Below are 12,974 nucleotides of genomic sequence, written 5' to 3'. Positions count from 1 at the left end.
TCTACGGCGAGGAGTGGGCGAACGGCGCGGCAGACCCCGGTTCCGCGGATGTCATCGCGTACAAGGCCCCGCTCTACGGCTGCTCCCCGGCGCCGGACTGGATAGACTTCGTGGTATGGGCGAACGAGCGTTACGTGCGCGAGTACGACCTTGACGGGCTGTATCACGACTGGACGATGGTTTTCCCGTCGGGCAACCAGGCGAGCGGATGTGGCTACGTCCGCGACGGCAAAGTGCGGCCGACGTACCCGGTCTTCGCGACGCGCGAGCTGTACAAGCGCATCTACACCATGCTCAAGGAGTACGGCGCCGAGACCGGCAAAGAGATGTTCATGATGGGGCACATGTCGTCGCAGATGGTGATACCGATCCTAAGCTTCTGCGACTCGTACCTCGACGGCGAGCACTTCCGCGCGCTGGTGCAGGACAACTACCTTGACCTGATGCCGTTGGACCATGTGCGCGCAGAGTTCATGGGACATAACTGGGGCGTGATGCCGTTCTTCCTGCCGGAATTCCTGGGCGAGCGTGCCGAGCAGCCGGGGCCGACACAGCACCTGGTCGGGTTGTCGCTGCTGCACGACTTCGCGTTGTGGCCGCTGTGGTGCAAGGCGGACGAGGTCAATCGCGTCTATGCGGCGCTCGATGAATTCGGGATCGTGGATGCGGAACTGCTCCCGTACTGGAACAACGGCGACCTCGTCGGCGGGCAGGACGAGCGAGTCAAATGCACCGCCTACCGCAAGCCGCACGGCGGGGCGCTGCTGTGTGTCGTCAACGTGACGCGGGAATCGCAGAAGGCGACGTTGACGGTTGATTGGGAGAGGCTGGCATCGTCCGCGTCGGTCTCGGTCGTTGACGCTCTCAGCAAAGAACCCGCAGCCGTGGACGGGGAATCTCTAACCGTTGAAATCGAGCCGCTCAACTTCAGGCTGCTGCGCGTACCGTGAGGATCGAGAAGCGAACGTCCGGGCAACGCCTGCGGCTTGCGGCTCGCCGTGCGTGCCGAATCTCCGCAAGGACTTGACGCCGCTTCTATAGGGCATTATTGACGCGCGACTCGCATTCCCGACCTGCGCCCGATGACCATCGTGAATAGCCCGGCGCACCTAAAGGGGAAATGCCGGAACTTGGTGCCGCCGACCCGACCCCAGTACGGATGACGCGCTCTACCCCTCCTCCCACGCCGGCATCTCCGACATCGCCGCGTCAACCACGTGCTCGGCCTCCTCGCGCGATTTGCCCAGGGTATCCATGTAGAACTGGATCATTCCCTCGCGCACGTCTTCGCGCGGCTTGAGACGCCCGTGCGCATCTGTGCAGTACACGCAGTACGGATTGTCTTTGACTCCGCCGCCGTGCATCTGCGACGTCTCCATCGGCATCCCGCAGCTCTGGCACGCATCGGCCTCGGTCATGACGCGCCTCCTTGTGGCGTGGCTCACCCGCATTGCTCATGCCCGTGAGGGGCCGGCGCGGCCAGTCACATATGGACCTCGCCTGACCGCGCGGGATGATTCATCACCTTCCGCGCGCGCCGTGCAACGGCTCTCACCCCGTCATGAGCAATTGGGCCAAACTCGCCTACGGCAACCGGGGGCGAAACTCCTGTCGCCGCAATGCCCCCGGGCTCGCGGCCGCACGGCGGGAGGGCGCCCAACCAGCCACGGCGAATCCACCCGCTGAGTCGAACCATAGCTCCGCGGCCAAGCTTGCCTCGTCGAGTCACGGGCTCCGCGACATGACCAGCCCGGGTTGTTCATGCGCACATCACCTGCGGTGCAGAGCGCACAGCGTGACCGTCATGAATAATCCCGCGCACTCAAACCCGGGACTCGGAGACTCGGCAGCGCCGGCGCGCGCCGGGCATCGATAATGCACACCAGACTGCTCACTGCTCTTGGGCTAGCCATCCTCGCGGTCCTTGCGTACTTCGGCGCGACGATTCGCCCCAACCCGCAAGTCCCGCCAGGGCGCGTCCGCATCGCATACTGGGAGAAGTGGACCGGCTTCGAAGCCGACGCCATGCGCCGCGTGGTAGATGCTTTCAACCAGCGCCAGGACCGCATCTGGGTGGACATGCTCACCGTCAGCCAGATTGACCAGAAGATAGCGCTGGCTACCGCTGGGGGCACTCCGCCCGACGTCGCCGGCCTGTGGTCGTGGAACATCAATGCCTACGCCGAGCGCGGGGCGCTCATGCCCCTCGACGACTACCTGCGGGCCGCCGGCATGACCCGCGACGACTATATCCCCGCCTACTGGGATATGTGCTCCCACGACGGGCACATGTGGGGCCTGCCCTCGACCCCCGCAAGCCTCGCACTGGTCTGGAACAAGCGTCTGTTCCGCGACGCCGGTCTCGACCCGGAGCAGCCCCCGGTGACCATCGAGCAGCTCGACCAGTATGCCGAGCGCCTGACCAAGCGTGACGCCGAAGGGCACATCGTCTGTTCGGGGTTCGTCCCCGCGGAGCCGGCGGGGTGGTGGAACTGGATGTGGGGCTGTTACTTCGGCGGCAGCCTGTGGGACGGGAAGGCGAAGATCACGGCGGACGCGCCGGAGAACGTGCGCGCGTTCCGCTGGGTGCGTTCCTTCTCCGAGAAGTCCGGCACGCAGGCGCTTCAGATCTTCCGCAGCGGCTTCGGCAACTTCTCCTCGCCGCAGGACGGCTTCCTCTCCGGCAAGATCGCGATGGTGCTGCAAGGAGTGTGGATCGCCAACTTCATCCACAAGTACGCGCCGGATATGGAGTGGGGCGCCGCGCCTTTCCCGTATCCCGCGGATCGGCCGGAGTTGGCGAACCTCACGTACGTGGAATGTGATGTCCTCTCGGTCCCCACCGGCGCCAAGCATCCGCGGGAGGCGTTCGAATTCATACGGTACGTCAACTCAATCGAGGGCAGCGAACTGCTTAACACCGGCCAGGGCAAACACACGCCGCTGGCGCGTACTACCGAGGAATTCGTCCGGAACCATCCCAATCCGTATATCAAGTTGTTCATCGAGGTCGCCAAGCGCCCCCGACCGTTCACTACGCCGAACGTCGGCATCTGGCTTGAGTACGTTGCTGAGATGAACACTGCGTTTGACAAGATCTGGCTTGGCGAGGGCGATGCCGCTGACGTACTCGCTGGCGTCACCGCGCGCATGCAGCTTAAGCTCGACCGCGACCTCGCGCGCAAGAGGATGACCAGCCAATGAAACCGCGTCCTCGGCACGCGCGCAGGCCGCGCTCGCTCTATGCCGCCCTCGCTTTCATCTCCCCGTGGCTCGTCGGCCTCGCCGCCTTCACTCTGTATCCTATCGTCGCGTCGTTCTACCACAGCTTCTGTGATTACTCCGTGCTCCAGCCCGCCCAGTTCATCGGCGGCGCGAATTATGCCGACCTCGTGACCGACGAAGTGTTCTGGAAGACGCTGCGCAACACCGCGTTCTACGCCGCTTTCGCGCTTCCCCTCGGGTTGGTCGTCTCGCTCGGGTTGGCGCTGCTGCTCAACACCGGCGTGCGCGGCATGACGTTGTACCGCACCTTTTTCTTCTTGCCCTCGCTGGTGCCGTTCGTTGCGCTCGCCGTACTGTGGCTGTGGATCTTCAACGGCGAGAACGGCGTCCTCAACTACTTCCTATCGCTATTCGGCATCCACGGGCCGGGCTGGCTTGCCGACCCGCGCTGGACCAAGCCCGCCCTCGTCATCGCCGGCACCTGGGGCGTCGGCCAGGCCATCGTCATCTACCTCGCCGGGCTCCAGGACGTCCCCGTGCACCTCTACGAAGCCGCCGACCTCGACGGCGCCGGCTGGTGGGACAAGATCCGCCACGTCACGCTGCCCATGATCTCCCCGGTGATCCTCTTCAACCTCGTCATGGGCATCATCGGCACCCTGCAATACTTCACCGTCCCCTACGTCATGACACCCCAAGGGCAACCTGCGCGCTCCGCCTACTTCTACATCATGTATCTCTACGATAACGCCTTCGTCTATCTCAAGATGGGTTACGCGAGCGCCATGGCGTGGATCCTGTTTCTCATAATCATCTTCCTCACGGCGCTGGCGCTGCGCCTCACCGCGCGCCACGTGCATTACGAGGGGGAGTGATGAAGGCGAAGACTCCTGCGAGCCGGATAGTGACTCAGATCCTCCTCGTCGCGGGATCGCTCGTCTTCCTCTTCCCGCTGCTGTGGATGGTCGGCACGTCGCTCAAGCCCATCGAGGAGACCATGCGCACCCCGCCGCAGTGGATCCCCTCGCACTTCCTGTTCAGCAATTACCTCGATGCGGTTACCTACGGAAGCAAGGCCCTGGGCTATGTGCCCTTCCTGGAGTACGCCAAGAACACGCTGCTGCTGTGCATCCTCGGCGTCGTGGGAACGGTGTTCGCCAACGCGCTCGTCGCCTACGGCTTTGCGCGCTTCAGGTTCCCCGGCCGGGGCGTGCTGTTCGCTCTCACCCTGGCGACGATGATGATCCCGTTCCCGGTGCTCATGGTGCCCCTGTTCGGGCTCTTCCGCGACTTGGGCTGGATCGGCACCTTCAAGCCGCTGTGGATACCGGCGTGGTTCGGCAGCGCGTTCAACATCTTCTTGCTGCGCCAGTTCTTCCTCACCATCCCGCGCGATCTCACCGACGCCGCCATCGTTGACGGCTGCTCGGAATTCGCCGCCTTCCGCCACATCATCCTGCCTCTGTCCAAGCCCGCGCTCGCCGTCGTCGCGCTTTTCCACTTCCTCTTCACGTGGAACGACTTCCTCGGGCCGCTCATCTACCTCACCGACCAGAAGATGTTCACGCTCTCCCTCGGCCTCCAGTTCTACCAGAGCCAGCACGGCGGCACGGAATGGAACCTGCTCATGGCGGCGGCCACCATCGTCGTGCTCCCGGTTATCGTGCTCTTCTTCTTCACCCAGCGCACCTTCATCCAGGGCATCGCCATTACCGGCCTCAAGGGATAGCCTGGGTTCGCGCTGCGGCGACGCGTCTCGCGCCCCGCGCGCCTTTCCTAGCCACCGCCGGTTGTCGGCCCCGCGCGGCAATATGCTCCCCGGAATGCCGGTCCATCCGACAAGGGAAAGCGCCCTCCGCGCGGAACCATCCGCCCGGCGGACCGGCGCAGAAGGGGAGGTGAACAGTGCCAACCTACATCAGCCTGGTCAACATCACCGAGCAGGGAGTCCAGGACGCCAAGAGCATCTCGCGCCGCGTCGAGCAGACCCGGCAGCTCTTCGAGGGATTCGGGGTCACGCTCAAGGAGCTGTATCTCGTCACCGGCCAGTACGACTACGTCGCCATCGCCGACGCCCCGGATGACGAGACCGCAGCCGCCGCGATCCTCAGCCTCGCCTCCAGAGGCAATGTGCGCACCCAAACCTTCCGTGCATTCGATGCGGAGGAAACCGCGCGCATCGTCAGCAAAATCAAGTAGCGCTGCATGCCGGTCGGCCGCCCGTCTGCAGCGGCCTGCACGCCGCCGCGTCACGCGCCGGTCCGCCGCACGCTCACCGTGACGCATGGCAGCATCCCCCGCGCCGCCTTCGCACGACGCAGGGCGGCGTTCTCCGCGCCGCTGAATCAAGCCCTTGATCGCCCTTCGCCAGTCCCTCTCCCGCGCAGGGACAGGCCGAGTGAGGGTCGAACCGTGGCTCAGCAGCCCCGCAAATGATGCGGGCGATCGCGCAAGGAGCACACATGTCATCTGCGACACTCAAACTGGGCGTCATCGTCGGCTTCCACGAGGAACCGGAGCCGGAACTCCAGAAGGTCGCCGACCTCGGCCTCCCCACCTGCCAGCTGTCGTCATGGAATCCGGTGATGTACACCGACGAGAACGCCGCGCGCCTGCGCCGCGCCTGCGCCGACATCGGCGTCGAGATCACCACGCTGTGGACCGGCTACCCCGGCCCTGCGACCTGGAACTTCGTTGACGGGCCCGCCACCATCGGCTTCGTGCCCCCGGAGCACCGCGACATGCGCGTGGACGCGCTGCTGCGCGGCGCCGAGTTCGCGCGCGCCATCGGCGTCCCCTCGATTACCACCCATGCCGGATTCATCCCCGAGAACCCGTGCGACCCGCTGTACGCGGGTACGATTGACGCCCTGCGCCGCATCGCGGCACACTGCAAGGAACTCGGCCTCGACTTCTGCTTCGAAACCGGCCAGGAGACTCCGATCACCCTGCTGCGCGCGATGACCGACATCGCTACCGGCAACCTCGGCGTCAACCTCGACCCCGCCAATCTCCTGATGTACGGCAAGGCCAACCCGGTGGATGCGCTCGACATCCTCGGCCCGTACGTGCGCGGGGTCCACGCCAAAGACGGCGACTATCCGACCGAGCCGGGGAGCCTGGGCCGCGAAAAGCCGCTGGGGGAGGGGAGGGTCGGCTTCGAGCGGTTGATCCCCAAGCTGAAGAGCTTCGGCTACGCTGGCGCCCTGACCATCGAACGCGAGATCTCCGGCGACCAGCAGATCATCGACATCAAGCGCGCCATCGAGATCCTTACACCGCTGTGCTGACCGAGTGGTGGGACCGGCGCCGACCCGGTCGAGCGCCCGGCCTTGGGCCAGCCAGCAATTCAGCGCCGAAGCCTTGGCGGAGGTGCCTCGACCGCCGGCCATACCTGGAAAAGGCACCCCGCTCCGGTACGCAGCGTGACTATCGCTCGCGCGACTCTCGGCGCTGCGCGGTGAATCGGGCCGGGGAGGAACCACGCGTTACAGCACCGAATGCGTAGGCATTCGTCACGCTGTCAGTAGTCGGTCTGCAATCCCCATGGCTTCTGCTGCAAGTGCCTCTGGGCCGTCCGCACGAGCGCGAGAGCTGTTATCGGGATTGATGTGTCGCAAGGCGCATGCGAGCGCTCGGCGTCGCTGCGTTCGCCGTCCGCCTATATCCCTCGGAGGGTGCAGGATGCTTCGAACGTTGAGTCTCGTCATCTCTTTACTGATTGTGAGCGCCTGTTCGGCGCTGCTCGCGCCGCGCGCGAGGTGCGATATGGAATGGGCGGTGTGCGTGCGACCGGGCAATCAGGGCGGCCCCGCGATTCACGGCTCCCGCCTGGTATGGTACGAAGGTCCTATTGGCGCCGCCGACTTGTACATGAAAGATCTCTATACAGGCCGGGAAACAACGATCTGCACGGCATCGGGTGACCAGACCGAGCCCGATATCTGGGGCGACCGCATCGTGTGGCGAGACAGCCGCAGCGGCGGCGCCGACATCTACATGTACGACTTGGCTGCGGCCGCCGAGGCGCCCATCTGCACGGCTGCGGGCGACCAGCAAAGCCCCGCAATTTGGGGTGACCGGATCGTGTGGACCGATCATCGCAGCGGCGGCGCCGATATCTACATGTATGACTTGGCTACTGCGACCGAGACGGCCATCTGCCCGGCATCCGGTGACCAGACCGAGCCCGATATGTGGGGCGACCGCATCGTGTGGCGAGACACCCGCAGCGGCGGCGCCGACATCTACATGTACGACCTGGCGACGGCAACCGAGACGCCCATTTGCACGGCTGCGGGCGACCAGCAAAGCCCCGCAATTTGGGGCGACCGGATTGTGTGGACGGATCATCGCAGCGGCGGCGCCGATATCTACATGTACGATCTGGTCGCCGCTGCGGAGAGCCCTATTGCCACCGCCCCCGAGTTTGAGTTTATGCCAGCGATTTGGGATGACCGCGTCGTCTGGTGGGACTACGCCGGTGAGTTCGAAGACTCGGACATCTACATGTACGACTTGACGATCGGCGCCAGGATCGCGATCTGCACAGATTCGGCCGACCAGACAGCGTGCGCGATCTTTGGCGACCGCATCGTGTGGGTAGACGACCGCAACGGCAATCCGGACATCTACATGTACGAGTTCGAGACCTGGTCGGGGACAATGCCGGTCGCTGCCCACGCTTGGGATGAGTTGTTCCCCGACGTCTATGGGCACCGCGTGGCGTGGCAAGATATGCGCAGCGGCAACTGGGATATCTACGTATGGGACTCCGCGACGTCAACCGAGACGCCGGTGTGCGTGGACCCAGCCACCCAGTGGCTCCCGGCGATCTGGGGCGACCGCATCGTATGGGAGGACGCCCGCAACTTCAATGGGGATATCTATCTGTACGATGTGGTCACCGCCACGGAGACGCCTATCTGCACGGAAACATCGTGGCAGCTCGCCCCGGCCATCTGGGGTGACCGGATCGTGTACACCGACCTGCGCAATGCTCCCGGAGACATGACGAGCAGCGATATCTACATGTACGACTTGTTGACCGCCACGGAGACTCCCATCTGTACCAGCGCCGGTCAGCAAGCCGCACCTGCCATCTGGGGCGATCGGATTGTGTGGACCGATAACCGCAGCGGAGACTACGACATCTATATGTACGACCTCTCCACCGCCACGGAGACGGCTATCTGCACCGCCCCGGGCGCCCAGACACAGCCGTCCATCTGGGGCGAACGCGTCGCGTGGATGGACGAGCGGAGCGGCAACTACGACATCTACATGTATGACCTGGCGACGGACACCGAAACCGCGGTCTGCACGGCGCCCGGCACCCAAGGCCAGCCCGACATCTGGGGCGACCGCATCGTCTGGGAGGATTTCCGCAGCGGCGACGGAGACATCTACATGCGTGACGTGGCGACCGGCACCGAGCGGCCCGTCCGCGCCATCGCCGGGCATCAGCAATCGCCTGCCATCTGGGGCGAGCGCGTCGTTTGGCGGGATTACTGCAAGGGCCTGACTGCCGACGCTGACGTCTACATCTACAAGATGACGATGTGGCCGTTCACCGGGCTGCTTCGCGGCCAGGTTCGCGTCCGCGGGACGACAACCAACATAGAGGGGGCGACCGTTTCGGCTTATCTCAACGGTTCCCTTGAGGCCTCGGCGGTGACCGACGCGTACGGGTTATATACCATTGCAGGATTATACGGGAGCCCCGACACCTACGAGGTGGCGGCCGGCAAACAGGGCTGGGTGACACAGACCAAGGCTGGCATCAAGGTGTGGGGGGACGGCACGGTTACCTACGTCAACTTCGGACTGGAGCTGTCCGAGACGATGACGGGTCAAGTCACCGACCGTGACACCGGTGCCAACGTTGAGGGGGCCACCGTATGCGCGTATCTCAACGATCGAGCGCGGGGAAGTGGGGTGACCAACGCCGCAGGCATCTACGTGATCGACTCCGATCTGCCGGCGGGCACGTATAGCGTCGCTGCGTCCAAGCCCGGCTACGAGACTCAGACCAAGGCCCCGGTGACGGTGACCGCGGGCGAGACGAGCTACGTCAACTTCTCCATCAAGCGCGTCGCCCTCAAGGGGCAAGTCAGGCACGACGTGACCGGCGCGCCGCTCGTTGGCGCAGTTGTCAAGGCATACCCTGGATCGAAGGTCCGCGCCGATCTACCCGACGATACGGTCGTTGAGACGGTCACTCAAGCCCCGTACGGTATCTACGAGTTCGGGCACGAGTTGCCCCCGGGCGGCTACATCGTCGTTGCATCGTATCCCGGCTGCGTGCGGCAGAGCAAGCGGGATATCGTGGTCGGAGACGACGTGATCGCGTACTGCAACTTCTCGCTCGGGGCTTCAGGGACACTCACGGGGCAAGTGAAAGGCATCGCGGGCGGAACACCACTGCCGTTTGCGACGATTGACGTCTTCAAGGACGGCTCGGTCTGGGTGAGCGGCACCAGCCGCGGCGACTACGGCATCTACGCGATCAACAGCGATCTCGCTGGCGGATCGTACCTCGTACGGGCGTCGCGGCCGGGATATGTGCGCCAGTACAAGTACGATGTCAGCATCGCGCCGGCGGCGACGACCTACCTCAACTTCAACCTGCAGCTTTCGAGCAGGCTCAAGGGCCAAGTCAAGGATAAGACGAGCGGGGCGCCCATTATCGGCGCGACGGTCGTCGCGCGCAGTGCCGGGATCGTGTGGGCGACGGCAACGACGACTGCGCCGTACGGGATCTACGAGATGGATCGCGACTTGCCGCCCGGCACTTACCTGGTCGGCGCGAGCAAGACTGGATATCTCGGCCAGACCAGGAAGGACATCTCGCTGGTGGCCGGCCACACCACTTACGTCAACTTCTTCCTGCAGCCGGCGCCCTGACCATCGAGCGCGAGATCTCCGGCGACCAACAGGTCCGCGACATCAAACGCGCCATCGAGATCCTGACGCCTATGCTCTAATGGAGCACAGCCGCTCGGGCCAAGTCCGGCCGTGACGAGTGGGCAGACACGGCTCGGCTCTGTCTTCGCTGGCCGACCGCGTTGGCGCAACAGCGCACTGCTTTCAACGGGCACGTGGCCACACAGGATGTTCCATCCGGGCCGGGAAGCGAGAGAGTGTGGGCGCGCCCAGATGGGTGCCATCGCAACGCACGTGGTAGTCCGGAGCGCACACGCCAAGCCCGCGCGAGGATTCCGCGGGGACACTGATGAAGGGGAACTGGACTCGACGTCTGGGCATTCAACGAAGTGTGTGGTGAGTGTCGTGGGCGGTTCCTGTCCTATGCGCCCACGCTTCCAGCGGCGCCCTTATGGGCCTGAGGGAAATCTGATCTGAAGCACGACCGTCGTCGGGCAAGCGCGGTTCAGGGGGTCATTCCGATGAGCGCATCACACGGTTCGACGAGAATCTCCATTGCTGTCGCAGTCGTGGCACTGGCCGTACTGACCGCTGCTCCCGCGCGGACCGTCACCCTCCAGTCCGGCTGGCCGCAGACGACGGGGTTCTGGGTCACTGGGTCGCCAGCCTTGGCGGACCTGGATGGCGACGGCGACCTAGAGGTGGTGGTCGGATCCGACGATGGCTATGTGTACGCATGGCATCACGACGGTACGGCGGTCGCGGGGTGGCCGCAGACTACTGGCGGCCAGGTGGGCACGTCCACGGCCGTGGGGGACCTGGAGGGCGATGGCTCCCTGGAACTGCTGGTCGGATGCCGCGATATGTACGTCTACGCTTGGCATGGCGACGGCATACCGGTGCCAGGGTGGCCGCAGAAGACCGGGGCACAGGTGGATAGCTCACCCGCACTCGGGGATCTGGACGGCGACGGCGACCTGGAAGTGGTGGTGGGCTCGATGGATGGGGACGTCTACGCATGGCACCCTGACGGCACGCCCGTTACCGGCTGGCCGCGGAGCACCGCCGACGGCGTCCAGAGCTCGCCGGCGCTGGGGGACCTCGACGGTGACGGCGACCTGGAGGTGGTAGTCGGGTCCTGGGACGGTTATGTCTACGCGTGGCATGGGGACGGCACGCCGGTAGCGGGATGGCCGGAGAGCACAGGGGACACTGTCATGAGCTCGCCGGCCCTGGGGGATCTGGATGGTGACGGCTACCTGGAAGTGGTGGTGGGTTCCTTGGACCACAACATCTACGCCTGGCACGGTGACGGGATGTCGGTTGCCGGGTGGCCACAGGTTGCGGACAGCGTTGTGAGCTCTTCGCCTGCTTTGGGAGACCTCGATGGGGATGGCGACCTGGAAGTGGTGGTTGGCTCTTCGGACTTCAGCGTCTACGCCTGGCATCACGACGGCACGCCGGTCGGCGGCTGGCCGCGTAGTACGGCTTGGTCCGTTCGGAGCTCGCCGGCGCTGGGGGACTTGGACGGCGATGGATACCTCGAAGTGGTGGTGGGTTCGGAGGACAACAATGTCTATGCGTGGCACGGCGACGGCACCGCCGTAGCAGGGTGGCCGCAGAGCACGGGGTACTGGGTCATAAGCTCCCCCACATTAGGTGATCTCGACGGCGACGGCGACCTCGAAGTGGTGGTCGGCTCACTGGACAATAGCGTTTATGCGTGGACCTGCGAGGTGCCGACCACCGACCCGCTCCCCTGGCCCATGTTTCACCATGACATGCGGCGCACCGGCTGCTACAGGGACGTGCCCGTGACTCGGGGCAGACTCGCCGGGCAGGTGCGCGATTCCGGTACAACCATGCCCATCTCGGGCGCTACGATCGAGGCGCATCTGGGCGGCGAACCCCAGGCCTCGACGGTCAGCGACTCAAACGGCATGTACATGATCCCCGGCTTACCTGCGGGCGAATATCTGTTGGTGGCCAGCAAGTACGGCTATGCAACCCAGACGAAGGCGAGCATCGTGGTCATCGCTGGCGAGACCACCATCGTCAACTTCGACCTGGAACTGGGTGCTTGGATCATAGGCCAGGTGCGCGAGCGCGACACCACGATCAACCTGGCGAACGCGACGGTGGCTGCCTACCTGGATGGGCAACTGATAGCGATGACGACCACCAGCGCCGGTGGTTATTACCACATCGAGACCGCCACGCCGAGCAGCGAGTATATCGTCTCCGCTGCCAAGTGGGGGTACGAGACACAGACCAAATGGCATATCAACGTCGTGCTCGGGCAACCCACTTACGTCAACTTCCGGCTGGCGAAAGCGCCAGTGCTCAAGGGCCAGGTGCGGAACCGCGTCACCGGTGAACCGGTCAGCGACGCTGAGGTAGTGGTGTATCGGGAGGGCTCCTATTGGCGCCGTGCGTACACCCAGCCACCCTATGGCATTTACGGGTTCTATCTCACCGAGTTAGACCTGGACCCCGGCACCTACAAGCTGGGCGCTTTGAAGTCGGGCTACGTAGCGCAGTATAAGTGGATCACGATCGTCGAGGGCGAGACCACCTACTGCAACTTCAACCTGGAGCCGGTAACATGGCTCAAAGGGCAGGTCCGGGATGGGGCGGCGCAGGGGCCGCTGCCCGGAGCCACCGTTGACGTATTCAAGGATGGTCTGCTGTGGAAGAGCACAAGCAGCGGATCGCACTGGGGGATATACGAGATATACCTGACCTCACACGACGGCCTGCCCGCCAATGACTGCATAGTGCGCGCCTCCAAGCAGGGGTATGTCAGGCAGTACAAGTGGGGCGTGGACATACCGCTCGGCGAGGCGACGTATGTCAACTTCAAC

General features: G+C 64.5%; 9 protein-coding genes. 8 read left to right on the top strand and 1 reads right to left on the bottom strand.

Annotation, left to right across the window (positions count from 1 at the left end):
• Positions 1-950 (top strand): hypothetical protein (locus tag JSV65_07660; protein UCH36219.1); only part of this gene is annotated, 950 nt, incomplete at its 5' end.
• A 219-nt stretch (positions 951-1,169) separates the two neighbouring features.
• Here the strand turns inward: JSV65_07660 and JSV65_07655 are convergent.
• The gene (locus tag JSV65_07655; protein UCH36218.1) at positions 1,170-1,418 is read right to left on the bottom strand and encodes a hypothetical protein; all 249 of its coding nucleotides are present in this window, start codon (positions 1,416-1,418) and stop codon (positions 1,170-1,172) included.
• Positions 1,419-1,875: 457 nt separating this feature from the next.
• Here JSV65_07655 and JSV65_07650 point away from each other — a divergent pair, with 457 nt between their 5' ends.
• The 7 genes from JSV65_07650 to JSV65_07620 form a co-directional block, all read left to right on the top strand.
• Positions 1,876-3,204, top strand: coding sequence for an ABC transporter substrate-binding protein (locus tag JSV65_07650; protein ID UCH36217.1), 1,329 nt, complete (start codon positions 1,876-1,878; stop codon positions 3,202-3,204).
• Positions 3,201-4,100 carry a sugar ABC transporter permease gene (locus tag JSV65_07645; GenBank protein ID UCH36216.1) on the top strand — a complete coding sequence of 300 codons (900 nt, stop codon included), beginning with the start codon at positions 3,201-3,203 and terminating at the stop codon, positions 4,098-4,100. The genes JSV65_07650 and JSV65_07645 overlap by 4 nt, the downstream gene beginning before the upstream one ends.
• Entirely contained in the window at positions 4,100-4,954 is an 855-nt protein-coding gene (locus JSV65_07640; GenBank protein ID UCH36215.1) for a carbohydrate ABC transporter permease, read from the top strand. Before JSV65_07645 ends, JSV65_07640 begins: the two co-directional genes overlap by 1 nt.
• Before the next feature lie 176 nt (positions 4,955-5,130).
• Positions 5,131-5,424, top strand: coding sequence for a GYD domain-containing protein (locus JSV65_07635; protein ID UCH36214.1), 294 nt, complete (start codon positions 5,131-5,133; stop codon positions 5,422-5,424).
• A 263-nt stretch (positions 5,425-5,687) separates the two neighbouring features.
• Entirely contained in the window at positions 5,688-6,515 is an 828-nt protein-coding gene (locus JSV65_07630) for a TIM barrel protein (GenBank protein ID UCH36213.1), read from the top strand.
• Positions 6,516-6,909: 394 nt separating this feature from the next.
• Positions 6,910-10,131, top strand: coding sequence for a carboxypeptidase regulatory-like domain-containing protein (locus tag JSV65_07625; GenBank protein ID UCH36212.1), 3,222 nt, complete (start codon positions 6,910-6,912; stop codon positions 10,129-10,131).
• A 500-nt stretch (positions 10,132-10,631) separates the two neighbouring features.
• The coding region (locus tag JSV65_07620) for a VCBS repeat-containing protein (protein ID UCH36211.1) at positions 10,632-12,974 on the top strand (2,343 nt) is incomplete at its 3' end.

This window comes from Armatimonadota bacterium (assembly GCA_020354555.1).
Classification (GTDB): Bacteria; Armatimonadota; Hebobacteria.
This window is presented reverse-complemented; position numbering and strand designations above follow the sequence as displayed.